Below are 23,971 nucleotides of genomic sequence, written 5' to 3'. Positions count from 1 at the left end.
GATGGCTGGTTAAAGTGTCATATTCCCTGGGTTCGGGGGCGGTGAATCCACTATGGCTGCGGCGAATCGCTGTGACATAGTGGTCGCTCGCTCCGCTTCTGCCATTGCGCAGCCCGGACCCGCCAGATCATCAAAGCCCTATGGATTCAAGTCGCCACTTCGCCGCACTTTCTTTTCACGCCCAACCCCGCGCTACCCGCGCCCGCCGTTTGGGCGGCTTCACCTTGCTGGAGCTGTTGGTGGTGATGGTCATCATTGGCTTGCTGGCAGGCTATGTGGGGCCGAAGTTTTTTGGCCAGATCGGTAAGTCCGAGGTCAAGGCGACGCGGGCGCAGATTGATGGCTTGCAGAAGTCACTCGACCAGTACCGGCTCGATGTGGGCCGCTACCCTACGACCGAGCAGGGCCTGGCCGTGCTGGTCGACAAGCCGGCCGATGAGCCGCGCTGGGCCGGCCCCTACCTGAGCAAGGCCTTGCCCAAAGACCCCTGGCGCAACGACTACCAGTACCGCTCACCCGGTGAGCATGGCGACTACGACCTGTATTCCTTCGGCCGCGACGGCCGGCCGGGCGGCGAGGGCGAAGACGCCGATGTGACGAGCTGGTAGGCCACGGGCCCCGCTTCAGTCACTCGCTGCCTTTCTCCCCATCGCCCGTCGTCGGTTCTCGCCCCTCATGCCCAGCTATCTGACCCGTGTCTTTGACGCCCAGGCCGGCGTGCGGACGCAGCGCGTCGATGCGCCCGACCGCCAATCGGTGGCGGCCGTCTTGGGCGTGGCGCCCCAGCATGTGCTGGAGGTGCAGGAGCTGGGCGCTGAAGCCGGCGCAGGCACCGGCGCAATCGCGTCGGCACGCAGCCGCAAACGATTCCCCCTGCAGCTGTTCAGCCAGGAATTGGCTGTTTTGCTGGACGCCGGCATTGCCCTGCTGGAAGCCCTCAACACCTTGCGCGAGAAAGAGGCCAGCGAGTCGGTGCGCCAGGCCCTCAATGGGGTGATCGCCAGCGTTGAACAGGGCCAGCCCCTGTCCACCGCCATGCGCGCCCAGCCCCAGGCTTTTGATGAATTGGTGTGTGCCATCGTGGCCGCCAATGAACGCACCGGCCAGCTCAGCGCCGCCCTGGCTCAGCATGCCAAATACCTGGCTTGGGTGGATGGCCTGCGGGCGCGCCTGATCGCGGCTTGCGTCTACCCGGTGATGCTGCTCAGCGTGGGCGGCGCCGTGATCATGTTCTTGCTGCTTTTCGTGCTGCCGCGTTTTGCCGGCATTCTGGACGGCCTGAACAGCGATCTGCCCTGGGCCTCCAAGGTCTTGATTCAGTTCGGCAGCACCGCTGGCCAGCATCCTGGCCTGGTGCTGGGCGGCATGGCCTTGCTGCTGTTGGCGGGTTATGCCTTGTGGATGAATGCGGCCTTGCGCCTGCGCGTGCAGGCCGCTCTGTGGACCATGCCGGGCCTGGGCCCCAAGCTGCGCGTGCTGGCGCTGGCGCGGCTCTATCGCAGCCTGGCCATGCTGCTCGCCTCGGGCGTGCCGGTGCTGGCGGCCTTGCGCATCGTGCAAGACGTGGTGGCCGCGCCCTGGCGCCCGGCCGTGGCGGCGGCGGCCGCGCAGATCGAAAACGGCCAGCGCCTGTCCGAAGCGCTGGAGTCTCAAGACCTCGCCACCCCGGTGGCGCGCCGCATGGTGCGGGTGGGTGAGCGCAGCGGCGAGGTGCCGGCCATGCTGGAACGCGCTGCAGCCTTTCACGACGAAGAAGCCGCCCGTCTGACGGAGCTGCTGACGCGCGCCATCAACCCGGCGCTGATGTTGATCATGGGGGTGTTGATTGGCGGAATCATTGTGTTGATGTACTTGCCGATTTTTCAGCTGGTGGAGCAGGTGCAATGAGCGAACAAATTTCATTGCAGGATTGGCTGCCTCACGAGCAAGGCCCCTGGCATCTGGACTTCGAAGCCTGGCCGCAAGCTCAGGCGCAGCGCTGGCGCGCCGTGCTGGCCGTGGGCGCGAACGGCCGCAAGATGCTCTTGGGTGAACGTGAGCAAGACGCCATGCTGCTGCAAACGGTGGAAGCGCGCCTGCAAAGCCCCGTGCGCTGGCTGCGCTGCGATGCGGCCGCCGTTACGCACTGGCTGGGTGCGGGTGAGGCAGATTTCCGTGCCTTGTCCGATGTGGAAGAAGCGGTGGTGGCTGGCGATGCCGCTGGCGGCGCCGAGGAGCTCTCTGCCCTGGTGATGTCCGAGCAGGCCAGCCCGGTGGTGCGCCTGCTCAACGCCACGCTTTACGACGCTTTGCAAGACGGCGCCAGCGATGTGCACATCGAATGCACCTTGCGCGGCGCGGCCATCCGCTTTCGGGTGGACGGTGTGATGTCCATGGTGCGCACGGTGGAAGGCGCGGCGGTGGCCGAGCAGCTGGTGTCGCGCCTGAAGGTTATGTCCGAGCTGGACATCGGCGAGCGCCGCCTGCCGCAAGACGGCCGCTTCAAGCTGCGCGTGCAGGGGCGCGAGGTGGACTTCCGCCTGTCCATCATGCCCAGCGTCTTCGGTGAAGACGCGGTGGTGCGGGTGCTGGACCGCGCCCGCATTGAGCAAACCGGTGGCGCGTTGACCCTGGATGCCCTGGGCTTCCAGCCCGATGAACGCGCCGCCATCCGCGCCCAAGCGCGTCAGCCCCACGGCATGTTGCTGGTGACCGGCCCCACCGGCAGCGGCAAGACGACCACGCTCTACGCCACCCTGGCCGAGATCCACACCGGCACCGACAAAATCATCACCATCGAAGACCCGGTGGAATACCAGTTAGCCGGGGTCGTGCAAATCCCCGTCAACGAGAAGAAGGGCCTGACCTTCTCGCGTGGCTTGCGCTCCATCTTGCGCCATGACCCCGACCGGGTGATGGTGGGCGAGATCCGTGACGCCGAAACCGCGCAGATTGCGGTGCAGGCGGCCTTGACCGGCCACTTGGTTTTTTCCACTGTGCACGCCAATAACGCCTTCGATGTGATTGGCCGTTTCATGCACATGGGCCTGGACCTCTACAACGTGGTGTCGGCCCTGAATGCCGTGCTGGCGCAGCGCCTGGTGCGCCTGACCTGCAAGCATTGCGCGCAGCCGCATTTCCCGGACGCCGCCGTGCTGGCGCGTTATGGCTTGGCCGAGGGCGAGCACAGCTTTTTGAAGGGCGAGGGCTGCGGCCATTGCCGTGGCACCGGCTACCGCGGCCGCCGCGCCGTGGCGGAGCTGCTGAAACTCGACGACGGTCTGCGCGACCTGATCGCCGCGCGGGCGCCGATGTCGCAAATCAAGGAGGCCGCGCGCTCACGCGGCATGAAGCCATTGCGTGTGATGACCTTGCAAGCCGTTTGCCGTGGCGAAACCACTTTCGAGGAGCTGGAACGTGTCACCCTCGATGAGTAGCCCGCAGAACCTTGGCGCCGGCTGGTCGCAATGGCGATTGCGCCTCGCCGCCCGCCTGCAGCGCCAGGCCCAGCCGATCTTCCTGACGGCCGAGGGCCTGCGCCCTTTGCTGGACGGCGCCAATAGCCCACAGCGCACGGTGCAGGAATGGGCCGAGGCCCATCGCGGCACGGCCGCGCGTTTGATCGTGTCGGCTCGCTTGTTGCATGAGCTGGTCTGCGAGCCCGGCCTGCCCTTGGCACAAGAGGCTGATTTGCAGGCCTACGGCCGCCAGCAGTTCAGCCATTACTTCGGTGCGGCGGCCAAGCAATGGCCTCTGGCGAGCTGGCGCTTGGACGCCTTGCCAACGCATGGTGCTGAGCAAAGCGCTGAGCAGTGCGGCTTGTCGGCTTTGCACGGCCTGGACTGGCCCGCCCTGCGCCTGGTTTTTGAGGCCAATGCGGTGCAACTCCGCCAAGTGCAACCGGCCTGGGCGCCGGTGCTGGCGCATGTGTTGGCCAGCGAGCCGGTCTGGGCTGCCGTGCCGCAAGCAGGCTTGGCGTGGGTGGAGGGTCAGGTCTTGACCTGGCTGCAGCTGCGCGCCGGCCGGGTGCAGGCCCTGCGCCAACTGCGCTTGTCCGAAGCCAGCCTGGCGGCTTTGCACGAGACCTTGGCCGAGTTGAGAAACGGCTTTGCCGGCCCGGTGCTGGCGCTGGGCTTTGGCTTGAGTGCAGAGCCCGGCCAGACCGATGCCGGCGCGAGCGAGGGCGTGCGCCTGCTGGGCCGCTTGACCGGCACCGCGCCGCAGGCCGAATGGTTTGCGCCGCCGCGCCAAGCGAACACTTCCGCCCCGGCCCCCGACTTTCTCGGCCCGCGCCAGGTCTATTCCCGCCTGGCCTGGGGCCTGGCGGCGACGGCTGCCGTGGTGCTGGTAACGGCTGCTGTGGGTCTGCAGCAAAGCCAGCAAGCCCGGGCTGACGCCCAAGCCCAACAACGTCGTCTGGCGACGGAATACAGCCGCCTGCGCGGCAGCAATGTGGCCCCAGTGGCCAAACCCGGGGCGCGTGGCGCCGAGCAGGCCCAGCCCCTGCGGGCTGCGGCCGAAGTGCAAAAGCTGCTGCAGCTGGACTGGGAGCCATTGCTAGCCAATGTGGAGCAAGCCGGCTTGAGCGGAGGCGCCACGGCAAATGCATCAGCCCCCGCAGCGCTGAGCTGGCTGGCCCTGGACATCAATGCCACCCGGGCTGACTTGCGCCTTGAAGGCTTGGCGGCCGACAAGCTCTTGCCGCTGCAAGTGGCCGACCGACTGAATGCCGCACCGGGTTGGCGCGAGGTGATGTTGAGCCGCTTCCAGACCGCCGAACAAGGCATGAGCGGCCAGCGCTTCGAGCTGAGCGCCAAGCTACAGCCTGCATCGCTGCAGCGTGAGCTGCCGGCTTTGCCGACGCCTGCTGCAGTCGCTGAGGGTAAGACGCCATGAGTCGCTTCCAGAACTTCACATTCGCCGATCTGCAGCGCGAGTTGCGCAGCCTCGGTGTGCCCGGCCTGCTGGCCGGACTGGCCTTGCTGCTGGCACTCGGCCTGGCGCTCTTGGCGCAGCGCTGGGATGCCCAAGCCGCCCAAGCCCAGGCTGACGCCGATCAGCTGCGCGGCCAGATCCGCTTGCTGCGCGCCGCAGGCCAGGCCCAAGCAGCAGCGCCCGCCACCAGCGCGCAGTGGCTGGCCGCCTTGCCGCCCGCGGCTGAGCGCCAGCAGCGCCTGGCCGATTTGCTGGAGATGGGCTTGCGCCTTGGCTTGGTCAGCGCCCGCACCGAACACCGGCTCAGCGTGGATGCGGCCTCGGGCCTGGAGCGCTTGCGCGTCACCATGCCGCTGAGCGGCGGCTATGCCCAGCTGCGCCAGTACATTGCCGCCGCCTTGCTGCATGACCCGGCCCTCAGCCTGGACGGGCTCAAGCTGCGCCGCGCCTCGCCGCAGGCTGCCGAGGTGGAGGCGGAGCTGCAATGGTCGCTGCACGGCCGTGCGGCCTTGCCGGCGAAAGCGGCTGAAGCTGCCGGTACGCCACCGCGCGAAGGGGCCCGGCCATGAATGCCGTTCAAAAAAGACGTTACGGCTTGCTGGCCGCCTTGTTGCTGACCCTGTTCGCCACTTGGTGGGTGGCGGGCGAAGACGAGGAAGAAGCGAGCGCCCTTGCGCAGCCCATGGCCGGCCAGCGCCGCGCCGCGCCAGCAGCAGTTGCCGCCACCGCCAAGGCCCAAGCCGCCACAACGAAGCAGACAGCCACAGCGGCCTTGGACTGGACTCCGGTGGCGCGCCAGCCTTGGGCCGAGACCAAGGACGCGCAATTCGCCGCCTGGGCGCCGCCTCCACTGCCGCCGCCTCCTCCTGCTGCCAAGGGGCCTGCTGTGGCAGCGCCACCGATCGCACCGGCCTTCCCCTACCAGCTGATCGGCCGCCTGGTCGATGGCGGGCAGGCGCAGGGCTTTTTGTCCGGCCCCAACCGCAGCCTGGCCGTTAAGGCGGGCGATGTGGTGGACGGGCAGTGGCGCATCGATCAAGTCACCGAGCAGGGCCTCAAGCTCACCTGGCTGCCGTCCCAGCTCACTCAAACCATTGCCTTTCGCCCCGCCTCATGAAAAAGAACGCATTGCTATTGCTGTCCCTGGCTGCGGCCATGCTGCTGGCCGGCTGCGCCAACCCGGCGCTGCGCCAGGCCGAGGAGCTGAACCGCAACAACCAGGCGGCCGAGGCCTATACCTTGCTGACCGAGGCCCTGCGCCTGGCGCCGGCTGACCACGCCGTGCGCGCCGCCCAGCTGCGCACCCAGCAGCAGCTGGTGTCGCGCCTGCTGATTCAGATTGAAGGCCTGCGCGGCGCCGGCCGTTGGGAGGAAATGGGCGAGGCCATGGCCCAGCTGCGCAAGCTTGATGCGCACCACCCGCGCCTGGACTATTTTGACGCCGAGCTGCTGCGCGGCCCGCGTCAGGAGACCAAGCTGCAAAGCGCCCGCGCCCTGCTGCGCGAAGGCAAGGTGGACCGCGCCGAGGCCTTGGCACGCGAGATCATTGCCGAGTCGCCCAATCACCCGGGGGCGCGTTTGCTGCTGAGCCAGGCCGCGCAGGCGCGGCCTTTGGAAGCGCAAAGCAATGAGATGGGCCCGGCCTTCCAGAAGCCGGTGACGCTGGAGTTCCGCGACGCGCCGCTGCGCCAGGTGTTTGAAGCGCTGGCGCGCAGCAGCAGCATCAATTTCGTTTTCGACAAAGACGTGCGGGCCGACGCCAAGATCACCGTCTTCCTGCGCAATGTCACGCTGGACGAAGCCATGCGCGTGGTGCTGTCGACCCAGCAGCTGGATCGCAAGCTGCTCAACGACAGCTCGGTGCTGATCTTCCCCAACACCGCCGGCAAGCAGCGCGAGCATCAAGAGCTGATCACCCGCACGCTTTACCTGACTAACGCCGACGTCAAGCAGGTTCAGGCCATGGTGCGCACGATCGCCAAGGTGCGCGACATTCATGTGGACGAACGCCTGAACCTGATGGTGGTGCGCGACACGCCCGAGGTGATGCGCTTGGTGGAAAAGCTGATCGCGTCGGTGGATCTGCCCGAGCCCGAGGTGATGCTGGAGCTGGAGGTGATGGAGATGAGCACCGACCGCGCCAATGCCCTGGGGCTGAAGTTCCCCGACACGGTGCAGTACGGCCTGACCGGCGTCACCGGCCAGGTGGATCTGAGCCGGCGCGGCAGCTTCACCGCCTCGGTGGCCAACCCGGCCGTGGTGGCCACGCTGCGCGGCGTGGCCGGCGACGTGAACATCCTCGCCAACCCGCGCATCCGCGTGCGCAATCACGAAAAAGCCAAGGTGCATATCGGCGAGAAGTTGCCGGTGTTCACTACCACCTCGTCCATCAATGTGGGCGTGGCGGCTTCGGTGTCCTATCTGGATGTGGGGCTGAAGCTCGATGTGGAACCGACGATTCAGCTCGACAACGATGTCAGCATCAAGGTCGGCCTGGAGGTCAGCAATCTGATCAGCGAGGTCAGCGGCCCGAACGGCTCCAGCGCCTACCGCATCGGCACCCGCGTCACGTCCACCACGCTGCGCCTCAACGATGGCGAGACGCAAGTGCTGGCCGGCCTGATCAATGACGAAGACCGCCGCACCGCCAACGGCATTCCGGTGCTGTCGACCCTGCCGGTGCTGGGCCGCTTGTTCGGGGTCACGCAAGACAACCACACCAAGACCGAAATCGTGCTGCTGATCACCCCGCGCATCGTGCGCAATCTGGCCTTGCCGGAGCTGAGCACCACGCGCATGGCCGGTGGCACCGATGCCTCGCCGGGCGCCTTCAGCAGCTTGCTCAAGGCCAATGCCAAGGCGGGTGTGGGCTTGGCAGGTGCTGGCGCTGCACGCGCCCTTGGCGTGGTCAACAACCCGGCTGCCAATGCCGCACCCGCCGGCGCGACTGAGGCTGCGCCCAGCGAAGCCGTGCTGCGCTTTGAGGTCACGCCCCAGGTGGCGGCCGGTGGCACGGCGACGGTGTCTTTGCGCAATGACAGCGGCGCCACCGTGCGCGCCGAGGTGGAATACGACCCGGCCAAGCTGGCTTCCGCCCAAGGCGGCCCGGCCGGCCGCCAGCCGGTGGAGTTGCCACCGCGAGGCGAGCGGGTGGTGGTGTTGCGCGCCTTGCCGGCTGCGGCCGGCCAGGTGATCAGCATCAACGTCAGCGGCGCGCAGGGCACGGCGGCCAACGGCGACAGCGTGCCGGTGCGCCTGGACGGCACCGGGATGTTGACGGTGGAAGCGGCGCGCTAAGGCTGGGCGCCAAGCACGGTATGAGCAAGGGCATGAGTAAGAAGGGCCTGGGCTTCACGCTGATCGAGATGCTGGTGGTCTTGGCCATCATGGCCATGCTCGCCGGTGCAGCGCGCCCCTTGCTGGAGCTGACGGTGCAGCGCACCCAAGAGCATGAGCTGCGCGCCGGCCTGCGCCAGATCCGCGGCGCGCTGGATGCCTACAAAAAAGCGGCCGAGGCCGGCCAGATCAAGCTCAGCCCCGAGGACAGCGGCTACCCGCCGACCCTGCAAGCCCTGGTGCAAGGCGTGCCCGACATCAAGTCCGCCGAAGGCCGCAAGCTCTACTTCCTGCGCCGCCTGCCGCGCGACCCCTTTGCCGAAACCAGCTTGCCCGCTGCCGAAAGCTGGGCCACCCGCGCGGCCGATAGCCCGCCCGATGACCCGCAGCCCGGCCGCGATGTGTTTGATGTGTTCTCGCGCTCCGAGCGCCGCGCGCTGGACGGCACGCGCTACAAGGATTGGTGAGGCGTATGCGCAGCAAACCCATTTCACGCGGCTTCACCTTGATCGAGTTGATCGTGGTGATGGCGATCGTTGCCCTGCTGGCTTCCATCGTGGCACCGCGTTACTTCAACAGCTTGCAGAAATCGCGCGAGACGGCGCTGCGCACTTCGCTGAACGTGATGCGCGACGCCATCGATCAATACGCCGCCGACAAAGGCCATTACCCCGATTCGCTGGAAACCCTGGCCACGGCGCGCTATATCCGCGAAGTGCCGGAGGACGCGCTGACCGGCAGCCGCGAGACCTGGGTCACGCTCAGCCCGCCGCCCGAGGCGCAGCTCAGTGGTGAGCTCTACGATGTGCGCAGCGGCGCGGCCGGCCGCGCCAGCGATGGCCGCTTGTTTGCTGACTGGTGAGCATGGCTGCTCCACCATCGGCCAGCCCGCCCGTCCGCCAAACCGGCTTCACCTATCTGGGCCTGCTGTTCTTTGTTGCCCTGTCGTCGGCCGGCCTGGCGGCGCTGGGCAGTAGCTGGCAGATGGCCGCGCAGCGCGAGCGGGAGCGCGAGCTGGAGTTCCGGGGCAATGAGATTGCCAAGGCGATTGCCAGTTATGTGAAGGCCAGCCCGGTGCAGCCGGGCCAGTACCCACAGCGCTTTGAGGACTTGCTGGTGGATCGCCGCGCCGCTAAGCCGCGCCATCATCTGCGCCGCCTCTATCTTGATCCCTTCACCGGCAAACCCGATTGGGTGCTGGTGGAGGACGGCGCCGGCCAAGCGCCTGCCTTCGGTGCCTTGCCCGCTGCGCCCAGCGCCCAGGCCTGGCCCAGCAGCAGCTCGCTGACGGCGGCCACCTTCAGTGCCGTGCGCAGCCGCTCGGACCAGACCATGCAGCGGCAGTCACAAGCCAATGGTGAGCCACTGCGCCGCGCTAGTGATTGGTTGTTCAGCGCGCGCCAGTTTGAAGAACAGCAACAGCAGCAGACCCCGACGCCTGCGCCTCCTCCGCTCCCCCTGCCCATCGAGCCCGGCACCGGCCGGCCCTGAGCTTTGCACTCATAAAAAAAGGCGCGCTGCCTTTGCCAGCAGCGCGCCTTTGCTTCAATCAGCAGGCGTCAGCTGACGCCTGTTTGGTTTCAGCCGATTACCAGCCCAGATCCTTCAGCAGGGGCACGGTCAGGTCCTTAGGTGCCACCATGATGTTGGTCAGGTCGGAGTTGATGAAGGGCTCCATCAAGAGGTTAGGCGTGGCCGACACATCCCAATGCGAAACCGACGAGCCACCGGCCAGTGCCGCCGGCGTGTACAGCAGCGGGCGACCCAGGGCGTCGGCACCGGCAACACGGCTGGCGTCGGTCGACCAAGCACCCAGCACCGTGCCAGGCTTGGCTCGCGAGCCATAGGCCGGTGCGCGCGCCACGGCGTCCTTCAGCTTGGTGCCAGCGGCCTTGGTGATGCGAACAGCGGGGATGGTGATGGTGTTGTCGCTGCCGCCCAGGCCGGAAATCGGGGCGTCGACGTTGTCAGCAATCAGCACGCCCACAGCGCCGGCGATTTGCGCGTTCTTCACCTTGATGTTGAAGGTGCAAGCGCCGCGGTCGATGATGGCGACCTTGCCTGCGACGGCAGCCGTTTGGGCGGCGTCCAGTGCAGCGCAAGCCAGCGGATTGTTGCTGGTGCCCGCAGGCAGGTTGGCCAGGGTGCCCAGGGTGCCAGCAACCGGAATGGCCGGGCCGAAGCTGGCTGTGCCGATGTCATACAGGCCGGAAGCGCCAGGCACCGAGGTGTTGATCTTCACCACCGGGGTTGCCTTGAGCGTCTGGGCTGCGCCGACCACCGCGTTATTGCCGGTCCAGGCCAGCTTCAGCGGGTTGATGGCGGAAGCCTTGCGCTCGGCGCTGTTCATGGCCAACCAGGTCTTGCCGACCGTGTTGTCGTACATGAAGCTCTCCCAGACGCTGGGCAGGCCGTTTTCCGCGTAGGCGGTGAAGTCGGCGTTAACGCGCAGGCCGGTGGAGGTGCTGGTCAGACCCAGGGCAAAGCCCAGGCCATGGCCCAGTTCATGCAGCAGGGTGGTGGCAAAGTTGACCTTGCTGCCGGCATTGCCGTCCAGACCCAGGTAGAAGCCAGAGCCTGTCAGGCAGCCTTCATTGCCGAGGTTGACGTTGAACTGGGTTTTGATGTCCACATTGCCGTAACCCGTGGAGTCCTCCGGCGTATCGGCCGACAGGTTCACGCCGGCGATCTTGTTGGCCAGGGCTTGCGGGTACCAGGTGCCGGGCTTGGAACCGCTGAAGTCGCGCCAGAAGTTCCAGGCACCGGCGCTGCCCAGCACGGCTGAGCCGGCGTCGCAGGTCAAGGGTTCCCAGGCGGCGCTGACGGTGATGGTGACATCGCTGCTCAGTGCTTGTTCCCAGATATTGGCGACATGACGGTAGACATTCATGCGCTGCTCGCCCAGCGTGATGCCGGGGTTGCCGCCGACCGGGGCAACCGGTGTTGTGTCATTGAAGCCCACGCCCGGCTTGTCGCGGCTGGCGATGCTGATGGTGGCGGCTTGAGTGGCGCTGCTCAGGCAAAGCAGGGCGGTAGCCAGGGCCAGGGCGGAGAACTGTTTGTTGTGCTTGATGCTCATGATGGGGCTTACTCCGTGGCCAGCTTGTTGGCGATCTTGGCTTGGGCGGCGGCGGACTTGAGCGCGGCCTGGGCTTCTTCAGGGGACTCGAAGCACTCTTGGGCGACGCTACCGTCGGCCTTCTTCACGGCGACCGACATGCTGATGAAGGCATCGGTCACGCGGGCACCGCGGGCGCCGGAGGCGTGGCTCTTTTGCATCGGCACCTGGACGGCACCCAGGCTGCTGCGCAGGCTTTGGTTGCGGTTGGCTTGCAGTTCCAGCTTGCTCAGCTCTGCGGGTGTGGCGGCACGCAGTTGGCCGCTTTCGGCATCACGCACCACGACCAGGCTGCTGCCGGCTGCGGTGGCGCTGGGGGCTGCAGCGTGATCGCCGTGGGCAAAAGCGGGTTGGGCCAGGGCGGCCAAGGCCAGGCCGGTGGCGGCGGCAAAGGAAATCTTGTTCATGAGGAATGACTCCTGATGTGAATCAAAAAGGGTGACGCTGTCGATGCCGCTCGGGCATTGACAGGTCAACAGTGCGGCTATTCAGCGGCGAATCAGCGCGCAGCTTTGCGCTTGCGCAGCAGGCCCAGGCCACCCAGGCCAGCGGCCAGCATCAGCCAGGTCGATGGCTCGGGCACAGCGTTGACCGACAGGGTGTCGATGCCAACGAAGTTGGCGGTGTCGGCAGCGCCGGTGTAATTGATCGCGAAGCGTGCCACGCTGCCGGCGCCATGGGCGGCGAAGGTGATGGTGTACTTGGTCCAGTCATTGGTCGGCACGGTGATGACCGAGCCCATGCTGAAGTCAGCGGCATTGCTGCCACCGGTGCTGGCGCCGAAGCTGATCAGGTCGGCGAGGCCGGGACCTGCGTCGGCCCGGGCGTAGAAGCTCAGTTGCAGGGCTGTCGCGTTGGAGAAGGTGGGGGTGATCAGCCAATTGCTGATCTGACCACCGGCGGCAGCATTGTTGTAGTTGCCGGAGATATAGGAGCCAACGTCACCGGAGTGTGCGTCGAACAAATTGACGCCGCCTTGGCCCCAGCCGGCGGTGCCTACGGGCGTGCTGGCGTTGTCCAGAATCCAGCCGGCGCTTGCCAGCGTGGTGATATTGTCAAAGCCCTCGTTGATCAGGACTTCGGAATGTGCGCTTGCAATCGCCGCGCTCAGGGCCAACGCCGTCATGGCTTTCTTGAACATAGGAACTTCCTCAAAAAGACAAAAAACCCTGCCGATAAGCTGGGTCTGCACGGTCCCGGTTTTCAAATGCGGGATCGGAGAATTCCCTTGGCTGGTGCGGCGACAAAAGTCTTGTTGAGCTAGGGTCGCTTTGGGGCCTGGGGTGACTTGATTCTGCGTGCCCTGAAAGTCTTGTCTAGGCCGAAACCCGGTTTTGCCCCCTAGGCTGCAGGGTGGGCATTTCCCCTAGGGGTTAGACCCTGCTCACAGCGCTTCTTGCCTGTGCATTCGTGACATTGTTGGCGCTGGTCCTACCCTATTTCTGCCTGTCGCGAAACCGTCATATGGCCGATGGATAGGGGATTGTGAGGTTTTTACCTAACGCCGCAGGCTGCCCTGATCGGGGTAGGGCGGATGCTTGTTGGCTATGCCTGTGGCGAAATATATGTGCGCTATGTAGATCAATGCGCGGCAGCAGAGCGACAGGCTGTTGGTCTGTAAATACGGGTTTGGCAAGACCTGACCCTGCTGGGCCAATTGAATCGGGCACTTCGAACTTGAGTTGAGCGAGTTCAGCTCAGCGCAGGAATTACCCGCACATTCACTCAGCCGATTTCGGCGCCGCGCCAGCACCCTGCGGCTGCAGCACACAGCGCCCGGCCTGGCAGCTGGCGCCGGGGTCGGTGACCATGCGGCAATCCGACACCATGCCGCTCGTGGCGTTCTCGTCCTTGCGGGCCTGGGCGTGGGCGGCGACCAAGGCGCGCAGCTTGGCCTCATTGCTGCGCTTGCTGGACCAGGCGAGATAGGCATCCGGCCCGCCGCAAGCCTTGGCACCCACGGCAATGCTGTGGCATTGCTGCGGGCCGTCGCAGGCGGCGTCGCCAATCTCGGCCTGAATTTGCTGCCAAATCGCTTGGCTGCTGGGCTTGCCACTGCTGTTGTTGGACATGGGCTTGGCTTCCGGTGCTGCTGCGGCTGGGGCGCTGCCGCAGGCGCTGGTGGCAATGGCCAGCAGCGCGGCGATCACGGCGGCATTCAGGCGGGATGGGCGATTGACCGGGCGAGGGGTGTTCATGCCTGCATCGTGAGGCTTGCGGGCTGGGCTGGCAAGCGCGGTGCTCTGCACGGTGTTCGGCGTGGTTCTTTGCGCGCTTCCCAGCGCGACATCAGGCCGCGCGCAGGCAATCCACAATCTTCATCCGCGCAGCGCCCCAGGCCGGGATGAAGCCGCCCACAAAGCCCATGAAAAGCGCGAACAGCAGGGTTTGCCAGACGATGGCCGAGGTTAGCTTGAACTGAAAAGCGATTTCGGAAAAGGTCTGGAAATTGGTGGTGGAGATGTTCACCGTTTGCATCAGCGAGGCCGCCGCCAAACCGATCAGCCCGCCCACCAGCGAGAGCAGCAGAGATTCACCCAGAAAGGCGATCAGCACCGCGCCACGACGGAAGCCCAGGGCACGCAAGGTGCCAATCTCACCCGTGCGCGAGGCCACCGCGGCGAACATGGTGATCATGGCGCCGACGATGGCGCCGATCGAAAAGATCACCGAGAGCGCCGTGCCCAGGATGCTGATGAACTTGGCCAGCGCTTCGCTCTGTTCGGCGTAGAACTGCATCTCGGGTTTGAGCTCCACCGTCATGCGCGGGTCGGCCTCGATCTGCGCCTTGATGGCCTCGAACTGGCTGGCGTCGGCAATGCGGAACACCACGCTGGAAAAGACATTGCGGCGGAAGGCCTGCAGCATCTGCTCAGCGTCGCCCCAGATTTCGGAATCGAAGCCGCTGCGCTGGGCGTCGAACACGCCCACCACGGTCCAGTCGCGGCCGGCAAAGCGCAGCGTCTCGCCCAGGCCCGCGCCCTGAAAGCCGCTGGCAATGGCGCGGCCGGTGACGATCTCCGAGGTGCCGGGGCGGAACATGCGGCCCTCCACCAACTGCACCTGCGGGCGCATCTGCAAGGCTTGCGGCGAGGTGCCGCGCACCGTCACATTGCTGGGCTTGCCGCTGCCGCGCTTGGGCAGATTGTTCAGCACCACCGGTTCTTTGGTCAGCAGCGGCTTGCCGCTGGCATCGGTGGCGATGCCGGGCAGGCTTTCCAGAATGGCGGCCTGGCCGCGGTCCACGGCGCTGTTGATCTCGGCCCCGGCGCCTTTGCGCAGGGCGATCACGTTGTCGGGCTGGCCGGTGGCCACCAGGGTGGCGCGTATGCCCTCGCTCATCATCAGCACGGTGGCAAACACATACACCACCAAGGCCATGCCGCCAGCGGTGAGCAAGGTGGTGACGCGCCGCACCCAGAGGTTGCGGGCGATGTAGGACAGTGGGATGGCTCTCATGGATGGTTGAGGAAAAACCGGCCGACTGGGTGCTCTGCTCCGCTCATGTCCTCCGGCTTCGCCTCCCCCTTTACTTCGCTACGCAGAGCACCCAGCCGACCTGTTGCGGCGCGAAACGCGCTGTTCGATTCATCAAACATGTCAAGCCACATGCCGCAGCCCCTGCACGATATCGATCCGGCTCATCTTCCAAGCGGGCCAGGCCGCAGCCACCGCGCCGACGACGATGGCGGCCAGCAGCTGCAAGCTCATGGTCAGGGTGGAGACTTGAAACACCGGGAACAAGGTGCCCGCCGCCTGCGCAAAGCCCGCCGCCAGCGGCAGGGTCAGGGCCAGGCCGGCCAGGCCGCCGATCAGGGCGATCAGCAAGCTCTCGCCGAACAGCAGCTTGACCACAAAGCTGGGCGCAAAGCCTAAGGCTTTGAGCGTGGCGTATTCGGCCAGGCGTTCGCGCGCCGTCATGGTCATGGTGTTGGCCATCACGGCCATGATGATGACCACGATGATCAGGCTCACCGCATTGATGGCTACCAGAATCGCCTCGCTCATGGACACAAAGCTGAGCTGGAAGGCAGACTCGGTTTCGGTCAGCGTTTCGGCCAGCGAGTTCTTGAACTGCTCATCCACCCGCTGCGAAATCAGCGCGGCGTTTTGCGGTTCGTTGATGCCCAGGATGTAGACGCCCACCGCATCGGCGCGCTTGGGGTAGAGCTTGCGGATGGACTCGTTCAAATAGGACCAGTGCATCAGCAACTGGCTCTCGTCTGTCTTGGCCTCGGCGCCGTCCCAGATGCCGCGCAGATTGAAGGTCCAGGTGCCGGGATAGATGGTGCCGCGCAGAGGGATTTGGTCGCCCACCTTCCAGCCGAACTTGTCGGCCAGCTTGCGGCCCACGATCACGCCTTGGCGGTCGCGCAGCCAGGCGATGCGCTCGGCGTCCTTGAGCCGGTACTCGGGGTAGAGCGCCAGGTAACTGACCGGCTCCACGGCGAACTGCGGGAAGAAATTGCGCTCGCTGATGTAAATGCCACCGAACCAGTTGGACCAGGAAATGCCCGCCACGCCCTCCACCGATTTGAGCCGCTGCGCGTAGTTCATCGGCAGCGGGAAGGTCAGCGAGATGGCGCTGCGCGTCACCAGCCGGGTGCTGCTGGAGCCCTCCACGCCGGCATACCAGGCATCGATGATGGTGCGCAGCAGGCCGAAGGCGCAGATCGCCACCACCAAGCCCACCATGGTCAAGCTGGTGCGCAGCTTGTGGCGAAAGGCGTTCTTGAGCAGCAGCTTGAGGATGAACATGGCGAGCGGGCTGTCGGGCTTGCGATTCAGCGGCCGGCGCCGAGTGGATCTTCATCCACCAGCACGCCCTTTTCCAAATGCACCATGCGCCGCGCCCGGGCCGCGGCCTTGGGGTCGTGGGTGACCATCACAATGGTCTTGCCGAGTTCGCGGTTGAGCTCGTCCAGCAGGCCCAACACCTCTTCGCCGGTGTGGCGATCCAGGTCGCCGGTGGGCTCGTCGGCCACGATCAGGGTGGGGTCGCTGACCAGGGCGCGCGCAATCGCCACGCGCTGCTGCTGGCCGCCAGAGAGTTCATTGGGGTAGTGGTCCATGCGGTCATCCAGCTTGACCATGGCCAGTGCCGCCAAGGTGTGCTCGCGCCGCTGCTTGGCCGACAAGTCGGTCAGCAGCAGGGGCAGCTCCACGTTCTCAAACGCGGTCAGCACAGGTAATAAGTTATAGAACTGGAAAATGAAGCCGACATTGCGGGCGCGCCAATCGGCCAGCTGGCCTTCGCTGAGGGTGGCGATGTCAACGCCGCCAATTTCGATGCGGCCGCTGCTGGGCTGGTCGATGCCGGCAATCAGGTTCAGCAAAGTGCTTTTGCCCGAGCCGCTGGGGCCCATCAGGGCAACGAAATCGCCGGGCATCACATCGAGCTGAATGTCCAGCAGCACGGGAATATCTTGCCCACCGCGCTGGTAGGACTTGCTGAGGTCGCGGATGCGGATCAGGGCGTCGTTCGGGCTGCTCATGGTCTGCTTTGGCACTTACTTCGTCGCGAGCTTGACCTGGCCGCCGTCCTTGAGCTGGGCCGTGGGCGACAGCACCAGGCGCTCGCCCGATTTGAGTGTGCCGCCGCCCAGCGCCGTCACCTCCACCACATCGCCGAGCTTGCGGCCGGGCTTGACCTGCACGGCCTGCAGCAGCTCTTTTTCGCCCTCGCGCTTGATGCGCATCAGCCAGGTTTGGCCGTCGCGCTCCAGCAGGGTTTTGGGGTTGACGGCCAGCACGGGCTGCTGCTCGGCGGTCGTTGGTGCTTGCGACAAGAAGCTGACCTTGGCGCTCATCTCGGGCAGGATGCGCGGGTCCAGCTTGTCGAACTGGATCTTGCTGATCACCGTGGCCTTGGCGCGGTCAACGGTGGGCACCAAGCCCACCACATGGCCGCTGAAGCGCATCTCGGGCAAGGCATCGAGGGTGATCTCGACCGGCTGGCCCTTCTTCGCCTTGGCCAGGCTGCTTTCCGAGACATCGGCCTCCACTTCCAGCGTGGACATATCGGCCATGGTGACCACCGCGCCCTGCGAGCCGGCGGCATTGGAGAAGGGCGTGATGATGTCGCCCACATTGGCGTTCTTGTTCAGCACCACGCCGTCAAATGGGGCGCGGATCTCGGTGTAGTCGCGGTTCACCAACTGGGCATTCACCTGTGCCTGAGCTTGGGCCACGCTGGCCTGGGCTTGGCCCACGCTGGCCAGCGCGGCGGCCTGGCCGGCGCGGGCGGCATCGAAGCGGCGCTGGGCGGCGTCGAGCGCTTGCTCGGACAAAAAGCCCTGGGTTTGCAGGCTGCGGTTGCGGCGCAGCTCGGCCTCGGCATTGGCCAGTTCCACATCCGCCTGGCGTTGCTGGGCTTGGGCTTGGCGCACCCCGGCCTCGCCCTGGCGCACGCCGGCCTGGGCGGTGGCTATTGCCGCCTGCACATCGCTGGCGTCCAGCTTGGCAATCAAGTCGCCCTTTTTGAGCACCGTGCCTTCACGCACATTGAGCTCCAGCAAGCGGCCTGTCGCTTTGGAGGCCACCGCCGCGCGGCGCTGCGCCACCACATAGCCAGATGCGGTGAGCTGCAGATATTGCTGGGACGGGGTGCTTTGCAGCACCGAGCTGGTCTGCACCTCAGGTTTAGACGGCATGGCCAGCATGGCGACCACGGCCAAAGCCAGCACGCCCGCAGCGACCAAGGGCCAGCGCTTGCGCCGGCGCGGCTGTTGCTTGGCGCCGCCAGCGGCCTGGCGATCGATCTTCAACTGCCCCAGCGGCTTGGCGTTGGAGGCTGCGCTGGAGGGGGTGCTTGTCGTCTCAGCCATGGTCGGAAAACGTCTCAGCGTGAATGCGATGGCGCGATTGTGCACGCTCACTGTGCGGCCTTGATGGCAAGAGGACTTCTCTACTCGCATGGGCTTGCGTCGACGCAAGGCGCGAGGCTGGCCGGCCTATTAGAATCCGCCGCTTCCTCAGGTTTTGGTGCGCATGCGCGGCATCTTTTTTTTCCCACTTTCGTTCGCTGTTCTGCTCTTGCTTGCCGGCCCTAGCAGGGCGGGCGCTGGCGCGGCCCCGGCGCGTAGCCAAGCACGGCCCCAGTCGCTGCCGCAGGTGGATGACTGCGCCAAGGGCGTGTCGGCGGAGCAGGTGCTGGCGCGCGTCAATGCAATGCGGGCGCAGCGTCAGTACTGCGGCCCCAAGCCTTTTGCGGCCGTTGCGCCGCTGAGCTGGGATGCGCGCTTGCAGGCCTCCGCCCAAGCCTATGCCGATGAGTTGTCGCTGCTGGACAAGCTTACCCACATTGATCAGCGGGGTCAGGGCTTGCGTGAGCGCGTCTTAGAGCGCGGCTATGTGTTCCGCCAAGTGGCCGAGAACCTGGCCGGCGGGCCGCAATACCTGGACGAGGTGATGGCCGGCTGGCTGGGCAGCGAGGGCCATTGCGAGAACCTGATGGAGCCGCGTTTTCAGGACATTGGCATGGCCTGCGTGGCCGGGCCCGGTGAGCTGGAGCGTTACTGGGTGATGCACCTGGGGCGCAAGGCCAAATAGCCCGCCCTCAGCCCAGCCATCCCGATGAGGCTGCGCTGGCGCGACAGCGCTTAGATCCAACCCAGATCGATGGCCCTCAACACGGCTTGCGTGCGGTCGCGCACGCCCATCTTGGAGAAGATGGCCGAGCAGTGGTTTTTGATTACACCCTCGCTATTGCCCAGCAGGGCGGCGATCTCGGTATTGCTGCGGCCGCTGGCCACCAGGCGCAGCACTTGCAACTCTTTGGGTGAAAGCGGGTCGGGCTGCTCGGTGGCTTGAAACGCGCGTTCGCCCCGGCCGCCGGTTTGGGCCATGCGGGTGGTCAGCGAGGGGCGCAGGGCGGTGCCGCCGGCTTGCACATCGCGCAGAGCTTGAATCAGCGTGTCGGGGCTGATGGCCTTGAGCAAAAAGCCGCGAGCGCCGGCGCGCACCGCTTCGTCAAAAGCGGAGGCGTCGTCAAAGGTGGTCAGCAGCACCACGGGAATGGTCAGCGCGCGGGCCGCCAGGGCGCGGATCAGGCCCAGGCCGTCCAGGCGCGGCATGCGCATATCGGACAAGATGAGGTCGGGCATGCCCGGGCCGCTGGGCGCTTCGAGCAGGGTCAGGGCCTCGGCGCCGTCGCTGGCTTCGGCAATGATGTCCACATCCTCATACAAGGCCAGCAAGCCCTTGAGCCCTTCGCGCACCAATTGCTGGTCTTCCACCAGCATCAGTTTGAGGGGGCTGCCTACGGGCGTGTGATTGTCTTTGTCTGTCGTCATTGTCATGCGGACCTTGGCACTTGCAGTTCAATTCGGAAACCCGGGCTTTTGGCGTCGATCTGCATTGTGCCGCCCAGTTCGCTGACGCGTTCTTGCATACCTTGCAGGCCATTGCCGGGCCGCAGCGCGGGGGCGCCCAGGCCATCATCGGCGATCTTGACATGAACCAGCGGGCCGTCCACCCACAGCTCGATCTGAATGCTGCGCGCCCGCGCATGGCGCACGCTATTGGTGACGGCCTCCTGCACGCAGCGCAGCAACGCATGCGCCAGGCGCGGCCCGAGGTCGCGTGCGGCGGGGGCGATGCGCAGCTCGATGCGAGTGCTGGCCACGCCTTCGGCCAGGGCTTGCAGGGCGCTGCTCAGGTCGATGCGCTGTGAGCTGCGCTGCTGCGACACGGCTTCGCGCACATCGGCCAGCAGCTGGGCGGCGCTGCTCTGGGCGCGGTCCACCGCGGCGGCGGCTCCGCTGGCATCTTGGCGTTGCAGCAAGGCGCTGCTGAGCTGCAACTGCAGATTGAGGGCGGTGAGGTGGTGGCCGACGACATCGTGCAATTCCCGCGCCATCAGGGTGCGTTCGCTATAGCGCATTTGCTCGGCTTGCAGCTGTTCGGCGCTCATGCGTTCGGCCAGCATCACTTGCAGCCAGCGGCGTTTGTCGGCTTCCACCGCGGCCATGCGGCCCAGCCCCAAGGCCATGCCGTGCAGCGCCACCATGGCCAGCAGCAGGCCCACGCTGTCCAGCCAGGCTGGCACCTCAGAGCGGGCTTGCTGCAGCTCGGCCAAAGGCAAGAGCCAGTACAGCATCAGATTGAGCAACACCTGGCCCAGGGCGAACAAAAAGGCCGGCCGCGCCCGCAGCAAAACGGCCGCCAGCGCCGTCACCAAAAAGGGCAGGCCGGGCGTCACCGCCACGGCCAATAAGTCCACCAGCACAATGCGCCGCAGCAGATGGGGCAGGGCTTGGTCGGCGCGCGCGTCTTGCGCCAGGCGCCAGTATTGATAGGCGAATACCAACACCAAGCTGAAGCAGGCCAGAAGCAACAACGGGTCATTGCTATTGCCGCCCAGGCGCAGATAGAGCGCGGCCAGGGCGCCGTCGTAAGGCTCGGTGCGGTAGCCGGCCAGGCCAGCCACGGCGGCGGCTAACTCCAGCACGCACATGGTCAGCGCCGCCACCTGCAGCACCACACCGGGTTGGGCGATGCGGGCCAGCCAGCGGTCCAGCTTGGGCTGGGGTGAGGGGCTGCTGTGGCCCCTCTCGTTCAATGCGGCGCGCGGCAAGGCCTGACCCTTCAGGCGAGGTCGGCTGTTGCAGCAGTGGCGGAAGCGATCACGCCACCGCCCAGGCAGACTTCGCCGTCATACAGCACCAGGCTTTGGCCTGGCGTGACCGCCCATTGCGCTTGGGCGAAATCCACCCGGCATTGGCCGGCGGCCGGGGTGTCGGGATGCAGGGCGCAGGCCGCGTCGGCCTGGCGGTAGCGGGTCTTGGCGCCATAGCCGCCGAACTGGGGCGCGTCGCCGGTCCAGCTCAGGTCATCGGCCACCAGGCTGCTGCTGAGCAGCCAGGGGTGGTTGTGACCCTGCACGACGTACAGCGTATTGGTCTGCATGTCTTTGCGGGCCACGAACCAAGGCTCGTGCTCACCACCGCCGCGCGGCGCGCCCTTTTCCTTCACGCCGCCAATCCCTAGGCCCTGGCGCTGACCCAGGGTGTAGAAGGACAGGCCCACATGCTCGCCCAGCTTGCGGCCGCGTGCATCCTTGATGGGGCCGGGCTTGTGGGCCAGATAGCGGTTGAGGAATTCGCGGAAGGGGCGCTCGCCGATGAAGCAGATGCCGGTCGAGTCCTTCTTCTTGGCATTGGGCAGGCCGATCTCTTCGGCGATGCGGCGCACCTCGGTCTTGTGCAGCTCGCCGACCGGGAACAAGGTCTTGGCCAGCTGCGCCTGGTTGAGGCGGTGCAAGAAGTAGCTTTGGTCCTTGCTGTTGTCGATGCCCTTGAGCAACTGGGTCTGGCCTTCATGCTCGCGCACGCGGGCGTAGTGACCGGTGGCGATCTTCTCGGCGCCCAGGCGCATGGCGTGGTCGAGGAAGGCCTTGAACTTGATCTCGGCATTGCACAGCACATCGGGGTTGGGCGTGCGGCCGGCTTGGTATTCACGCAAAAAGGCGGCGAAGACGCGGTCTTTGTAATCGGCGGCGAAGTTGACGTGTTCGATCTCGATGCCGATCACATCGGCTACCGCGGCGGCGTCGACGAAGTCGATATTGGATGAACAGTATTCGCTGTCGTCGTCATCTTCCCAGTTCTTCATGAAGATGCCGACCACCTCGTGGCCTTGCTGCTTCAAAAGATGGGCCGTGACGGCCGAATCCACACCGCCGGACAGGCCGACGACGATGCGTTGTTTCTTGCTACTCGAACTCATGCTCGCAATTGTCCCGCATGTGCCCTGGCTCCGCGTTCGCCCGGGTTTTGGCTGGGCTGCTTGATCAAGCGCTGGTTCAGGCTTTGCGCTGCGGCGTGAGCAAGCTGGGGTCGATATGAAAGGCGCTCAGCGGCAGGCGTTGGCCCGCCAGGTGGTCTTCCACACATTGCAGCACCAGCGGGCTGCGGTGGCGCTCGGCGCTGGCGCGCAACTCGTCCAAGCTCATCCACAGCGTACGCACAATGCCTTTGTCCAGCACCCAGCCCGGCACAGGCTCACTGACCGAGCCAGCAAAAGCCAGCCGAAGATAGGTGACATCCTCTAATGTTTTGGGCCGCACAAAGCGCGCCATATAGATGCCCAGCAGGGCTTCGGGCTTGAAGTGGCGGCCGGTTTCTTCCAGCGCTTCGCGCACCACGCCCTGCTCGGGAGACTCGGCAGGATCGAGGTGGCCGGCCGGATTGTTGAGCTGCAAGCCCTCCGGCGTTTCTTCTTCAACCATCAAAAAGCGGCCGTCTTTTTCGATGATGGCGGCTACGGTGACGGACGGTTTCCAGCGTTCTGTGGTGTTGGACATCTGCAATCCCTGGGCATGTAGGGGTGACATAGAAGGGCTCTATTGTGTAAGCTGAAATGAGACAGAGCCTGTCTGCCAGGCTGTGCAAGTCAAGTCATAAGTTCTTTTGGCCGAATTGCTTAAGCAGTGATGGCCCTGGAGGGATGATTCATGCTGATAGGTGTTCCGCGCGAGAGTGCGGCCGGGGAAACGCGTGTGGCTGCCACACCGGAAACGGTCAAGAAGCTCAAGGCTCAGGGTCATGTCTTGCGCATCGAACAGGGCGCGGGCTTGAGTGCCAGCGTCACCGATGAAGCCTACGCTGCGGCGGGGGCGGAAATCGTCGACCGCGCCGCTGCGTTTGGCGCCGACTTGCTGCTCAAGGTGCGCAGCCCCAATGCTGAGGAGCTGGCCCTGGTGAAGCCGGGTGCCACGCTGGTCGGCATGCTCAATCCTTTCGACAAAGACGGCTTGCAGGCCCTGGCTGCCGCGCAGCTGACCAGCTTCGCGCTGGAAGCCGCGCCGCGCACCTCGCGGGCGCAAAGCATGGACGTGCTGAGCTCGCAAGCCAATATCGCCGGCTACAAGGCCGTGATGATGGCGGCCGACCGCTATCAGCGCTTCTTCCCCATGCTGATGACGGCGGCTGGCACCGTCAAGGCCGCACGCGTGGTGATTCTGGGCGTGGGTGTGGCGGGCTTGCAGGCCATCGCCACGGCCAAGCGCCTGGGCGCGGTGATCGAGGCGTCTGACGTGCGCCCGGCCGTCAAGGAGCAGGTGGAGTCGCTGGGCGCCAAGTTCATCGACGTCAGCTACGACACGCCGGAGGAGCAAGAAGCTGCCGTGGGCGTGGGCGGTTATGCCAAGCCCATGCCGGCCAGCTGGCTGGAGCGCCAGAAGGTGGAAGTGGCCAAGCGCGTGGCGCAGGCCGATGTCGTCATCACCACCGCCTTGATTCCCGGCCGCGCCGCGCCGGTGCTGGTCACCGAAGAGATGGTGCGCAGCATGAAGCCCGGCTCGGTGATCGTGGACCTGGCCGCCGGCAAGGGTCAAACGGCAGCTGATGGCTCGGTGGGCGGCAATTGCCCGCTGACCGAGGCGGACAAAGAGGTGGTCAAGCATGGCGTGACCCTGATCGGTTGGACCAATCTGCCGGCCCTGGTGGCGGCCGATGCCTCGGCCCTGTATGCGCGCAATCTGCTCGACTTCATGAAGCTGATCGTCAGCAAAGAGGGTGCGCTGCACGTGCCCATGGACGACGACATCGTGGCGGCCTGCCTGATGACGCAGGCCGGTGAAGTCAAACGAAAGTAAGAGTT

Annotated in this window: 24 protein-coding genes; 12 read left to right on the top strand and 12 right to left on the bottom strand. The window is 65.7% G+C overall.

From position 1 onward, the window contains the following. Positions 1-140: 140 nt before the first annotated feature. The 10 genes from gspG (at position 141) to AT984_RS17175 (ending at position 9,741) form a co-directional block, all read left to right on the top strand. Entirely contained in the window at positions 141-608 is a 468-nt protein-coding gene (gene gspG / locus AT984_RS17220) for a type II secretion system major pseudopilin GspG (RefSeq protein WP_058721157.1), read from the top strand. Positions 609-675: 67 nt separating this feature from the next. After that, positions 676-1,887, top strand: coding sequence for a type II secretion system F family protein (locus AT984_RS17215; protein ID WP_058721156.1), 1,212 nt, complete (start codon positions 676-678; stop codon positions 1,885-1,887). Continuing rightward, complete coding sequence (locus tag AT984_RS17210; RefSeq protein ID WP_058721155.1) at positions 1,884-3,416, top strand: GspE/PulE family protein; 1,533 nt, start codon at positions 1,884-1,886, stop codon at positions 3,414-3,416. The genes AT984_RS17215 and AT984_RS17210 overlap by 4 nt, the downstream gene beginning before the upstream one ends. Continuing rightward, positions 3,409-4,875, top strand: coding sequence for a hypothetical protein (locus tag AT984_RS17205; RefSeq protein ID WP_058721154.1), 1,467 nt, complete (start codon positions 3,409-3,411; stop codon positions 4,873-4,875). The genes AT984_RS17210 and AT984_RS17205 overlap by 8 nt, the downstream gene beginning before the upstream one ends. Then, entirely contained in the window at positions 4,872-5,483 is a 612-nt protein-coding gene (locus tag AT984_RS17200) for a GspMb/PilO family protein (RefSeq protein ID WP_058721153.1), read from the top strand. The genes AT984_RS17205 and AT984_RS17200 overlap by 4 nt, the downstream gene beginning before the upstream one ends. Then, complete coding sequence (locus AT984_RS17195) at positions 5,480-6,031, top strand: hypothetical protein (RefSeq protein WP_156422078.1); 552 nt, start codon at positions 5,480-5,482, stop codon at positions 6,029-6,031. The genes AT984_RS17200 and AT984_RS17195 overlap by 4 nt, the downstream gene beginning before the upstream one ends. After that, entirely contained in the window at positions 6,028-8,211 is a 2,184-nt protein-coding gene (locus tag AT984_RS17190; protein WP_058721151.1) for a secretin N-terminal domain-containing protein, read from the top strand. Before AT984_RS17195 ends, AT984_RS17190 begins: the two co-directional genes overlap by 4 nt. A 32-nt stretch (positions 8,212-8,243) precedes the next feature. After that, entirely contained in the window at positions 8,244-8,717 is a 474-nt protein-coding gene (locus tag AT984_RS17185) for a type II secretion system protein (RefSeq protein ID WP_156422077.1), read from the top strand. A gap of 5 nt (positions 8,718-8,722) precedes the next feature. Next, positions 8,723-9,112: a type II secretion system protein gene (locus AT984_RS17180; RefSeq protein WP_058721149.1), complete on the top strand. Its 390-nt coding sequence runs from the start codon at positions 8,723-8,725 to the stop codon at positions 9,110-9,112. Between the two features lie 2 nt (positions 9,113-9,114). Further along, entirely contained in the window at positions 9,115-9,741 is a 627-nt protein-coding gene (locus AT984_RS17175) for a type II secretion system protein (protein ID WP_058721148.1), read from the top strand. Positions 9,742-9,838: 97 nt separating this feature from the next. On the opposite strand, the gene AT984_RS17170 is transcribed toward AT984_RS17175, so the two are convergent. The 8 genes from AT984_RS17170 to AT984_RS17135 all read right to left on the bottom strand — a co-directional run bounded on the left by AT984_RS17170 (position 9,839) and on the right by AT984_RS17135 (position 18,195). Further along, complete coding sequence (locus tag AT984_RS17170) at positions 9,839-11,329, bottom strand: PA domain-containing protein (protein ID WP_058721147.1); 1,491 nt, start codon at positions 11,327-11,329, stop codon at positions 9,839-9,841. Positions 11,330-11,337: 8 nt separating this feature from the next. After that, the gene (locus AT984_RS17165) at positions 11,338-11,775 is read right to left on the bottom strand and encodes a post-PEP-CTERM-1 domain-containing protein (RefSeq protein WP_058721146.1); all 438 of its coding nucleotides are present in this window, start codon (positions 11,773-11,775) and stop codon (positions 11,338-11,340) included. Between the two features lie 92 nt (positions 11,776-11,867). Beyond that, positions 11,868-12,509 carry a choice-of-anchor J family PEP-CTERM protein gene (locus AT984_RS17160; RefSeq protein WP_058721145.1) on the bottom strand — a complete coding sequence of 214 codons (642 nt, stop codon included), beginning with the start codon at positions 12,507-12,509 and terminating at the stop codon, positions 11,868-11,870. A 580-nt stretch (positions 12,510-13,089) separates the two neighbouring features. Continuing rightward, positions 13,090-13,566, bottom strand: a complete 477-nt coding sequence (locus AT984_RS17155; RefSeq protein ID WP_058722415.1) for a hypothetical protein — start codon at positions 13,564-13,566, stop codon at positions 13,090-13,092. Positions 13,567-13,657: 91 nt separating this feature from the next. After that, positions 13,658-14,827 carry an ABC transporter permease gene (locus AT984_RS17150; RefSeq protein WP_058721144.1) on the bottom strand — a complete coding sequence of 390 codons (1,170 nt, stop codon included), beginning with the start codon at positions 14,825-14,827 and terminating at the stop codon, positions 13,658-13,660. A gap of 141 nt (positions 14,828-14,968) precedes the next feature. Further along, a complete protein-coding gene (locus AT984_RS17145) occupies positions 14,969-16,126 on the bottom strand; it encodes an ABC transporter permease (RefSeq protein ID WP_058721143.1) in 1,158 nt (385 codons plus the stop codon). Positions 16,127-16,152: 26 nt separating this feature from the next. Next, positions 16,153-16,863 carry an ABC transporter ATP-binding protein gene (locus AT984_RS17140; protein WP_058722414.1) on the bottom strand — a complete coding sequence of 237 codons (711 nt, stop codon included), beginning with the start codon at positions 16,861-16,863 and terminating at the stop codon, positions 16,153-16,155. Positions 16,864-16,878: 15 nt separating this feature from the next. Beyond that, positions 16,879-18,195, bottom strand: coding sequence for an efflux RND transporter periplasmic adaptor subunit (locus AT984_RS17135; protein WP_058721142.1), 1,317 nt, complete (start codon positions 18,193-18,195; stop codon positions 16,879-16,881). A 286-nt stretch (positions 18,196-18,481) separates the two neighbouring features. Here AT984_RS17135 and AT984_RS17130 point away from each other — a divergent pair, with 286 nt between their 5' ends. Continuing rightward, positions 18,482-18,919, top strand: coding sequence for a CAP domain-containing protein (locus tag AT984_RS17130; protein WP_197418149.1), 438 nt, complete (start codon positions 18,482-18,484; stop codon positions 18,917-18,919). Between the two features lie 50 nt (positions 18,920-18,969). On the opposite strand, the gene AT984_RS17125 is transcribed toward AT984_RS17130, so the two are convergent. The 4 genes from AT984_RS17125 to AT984_RS17110 all read right to left on the bottom strand — a co-directional run bounded on the left by AT984_RS17125 (position 18,970) and on the right by AT984_RS17110 (position 22,673). Next, positions 18,970-19,668, bottom strand: coding sequence for a response regulator (locus AT984_RS17125; protein ID WP_231741452.1), 699 nt, complete (start codon positions 19,666-19,668; stop codon positions 18,970-18,972). Continuing rightward, complete coding sequence (locus tag AT984_RS17120) at positions 19,665-20,945, bottom strand: sensor histidine kinase (RefSeq protein WP_156422075.1); 1,281 nt, start codon at positions 20,943-20,945, stop codon at positions 19,665-19,667. The genes AT984_RS17125 and AT984_RS17120 overlap by 4 nt, the downstream gene beginning before the upstream one ends. A gap of 11 nt (positions 20,946-20,956) precedes the next feature. Then, positions 20,957-22,096 carry a tRNA 2-thiouridine(34) synthase MnmA gene (gene mnmA / locus AT984_RS17115; protein ID WP_058721138.1) on the bottom strand — a complete coding sequence of 380 codons (1,140 nt, stop codon included), beginning with the start codon at positions 22,094-22,096 and terminating at the stop codon, positions 20,957-20,959. Positions 22,097-22,172: 76 nt separating this feature from the next. Continuing rightward, positions 22,173-22,673 carry an NUDIX hydrolase gene (locus AT984_RS17110; protein ID WP_058721137.1) on the bottom strand — a complete coding sequence of 167 codons (501 nt, stop codon included), beginning with the start codon at positions 22,671-22,673 and terminating at the stop codon, positions 22,173-22,175. A gap of 150 nt (positions 22,674-22,823) precedes the next feature. Here AT984_RS17110 and AT984_RS17105 point away from each other — a divergent pair, with 150 nt between their 5' ends. Then, complete coding sequence (locus tag AT984_RS17105) at positions 22,824-23,966, top strand: Re/Si-specific NAD(P)(+) transhydrogenase subunit alpha (RefSeq protein WP_058721136.1); 1,143 nt, start codon at positions 22,824-22,826, stop codon at positions 23,964-23,966. Positions 23,967-23,971 lie beyond the last annotated feature (5 nt).

Origin of the sequence: Paucibacter sp. KCTC 42545 (genome assembly GCF_001477625.1) — a bacterium.
Lineage (GTDB): Bacteria > Pseudomonadota > Gammaproteobacteria > Burkholderiales > Burkholderiaceae_C > Paucibacter_A.
The sequence above is the reverse complement of the archived record's forward strand: the minus strand, read 5'-3'. Positions and strand labels throughout refer to the sequence as shown.

Excerpts from the sequence above, each read along its gene's own strand:
- AT984_RS17110 (WP_058721137.1), bottom strand. The coding sequence starts at position 22,673 with ATGTCCAACACCACAGAACGCTGGAAACCGTCCGTCACCGTAGCCGCC.
- AT984_RS17190 (WP_058721151.1), top strand. The coding sequence starts at position 6,028 with ATGAAAAAGAACGCATTGCTATTGCTGTCCCTGGCTGCGGCCATGCTG.
- AT984_RS17205 (WP_058721154.1), top strand. The coding sequence starts at position 3,409 with ATGAGTAGCCCGCAGAACCTTGGCGCCGGCTGGTCGCAATGGCGATTG.
- mnmA (WP_058721138.1), bottom strand. The coding sequence starts at position 22,096 with ATGAGTTCGAGTAGCAAGAAACAACGCATCGTCGTCGGCCTGTCCGGC.
- AT984_RS17105 (WP_058721136.1), top strand. The coding sequence starts at position 22,824 with ATGCTGATAGGTGTTCCGCGCGAGAGTGCGGCCGGGGAAACGCGTGTG.
- AT984_RS17200 (WP_058721153.1), top strand. The coding sequence starts at position 4,872 with ATGAGTCGCTTCCAGAACTTCACATTCGCCGATCTGCAGCGCGAGTTG.
- AT984_RS17180 (WP_058721149.1), top strand. The coding sequence starts at position 8,723 with ATGCGCAGCAAACCCATTTCACGCGGCTTCACCTTGATCGAGTTGATC.
- AT984_RS17155 (WP_058722415.1), bottom strand. The coding sequence starts at position 13,566 with ATGAACACCCCTCGCCCGGTCAATCGCCCATCCCGCCTGAATGCCGCC.
- AT984_RS17170 (WP_058721147.1), bottom strand. The coding sequence starts at position 11,329 with ATGAGCATCAAGCACAACAAACAGTTCTCCGCCCTGGCCCTGGCTACC.
- AT984_RS17215 (WP_058721156.1), top strand. The coding sequence starts at position 676 with ATGCCCAGCTATCTGACCCGTGTCTTTGACGCCCAGGCCGGCGTGCGG.
- AT984_RS17185 (WP_156422077.1), top strand. The coding sequence starts at position 8,244 with ATGAGTAAGAAGGGCCTGGGCTTCACGCTGATCGAGATGCTGGTGGTC.
- AT984_RS17150 (WP_058721144.1), bottom strand. The coding sequence starts at position 14,827 with ATGAGAGCCATCCCACTGTCCTACATCGCCCGCAACCTCTGGGTGCGG.
- AT984_RS17145 (WP_058721143.1), bottom strand. The coding sequence starts at position 16,126 with ATGTTCATCCTCAAGCTGCTGCTCAAGAACGCCTTTCGCCACAAGCTG.
- AT984_RS17160 (WP_058721145.1), bottom strand. The coding sequence starts at position 12,509 with ATGTTCAAGAAAGCCATGACGGCGTTGGCCCTGAGCGCGGCGATTGCA.
- AT984_RS17135 (WP_058721142.1), bottom strand. The coding sequence starts at position 18,195 with ATGGCTGAGACGACAAGCACCCCCTCCAGCGCAGCCTCCAACGCCAAG.
- AT984_RS17175 (WP_058721148.1), top strand. The coding sequence starts at position 9,115 with ATGGCTGCTCCACCATCGGCCAGCCCGCCCGTCCGCCAAACCGGCTTC.
- AT984_RS17210 (WP_058721155.1), top strand. The coding sequence starts at position 1,884 with ATGAGCGAACAAATTTCATTGCAGGATTGGCTGCCTCACGAGCAAGGC.
- AT984_RS17125 (WP_231741452.1), bottom strand. The coding sequence starts at position 19,668 with ATGACAATGACGACAGACAAAGACAATCACACGCCCGTAGGCAGCCCC.
- AT984_RS17195 (WP_156422078.1), top strand. The coding sequence starts at position 5,480 with ATGAATGCCGTTCAAAAAAGACGTTACGGCTTGCTGGCCGCCTTGTTG.
- gspG (WP_058721157.1), top strand. The coding sequence starts at position 141 with ATGGATTCAAGTCGCCACTTCGCCGCACTTTCTTTTCACGCCCAACCC.
- AT984_RS17165 (WP_058721146.1), bottom strand. The coding sequence starts at position 11,775 with ATGAACAAGATTTCCTTTGCCGCCGCCACCGGCCTGGCCTTGGCCGCC.
- AT984_RS17140 (WP_058722414.1), bottom strand. The coding sequence starts at position 16,863 with ATGAGCAGCCCGAACGACGCCCTGATCCGCATCCGCGACCTCAGCAAG.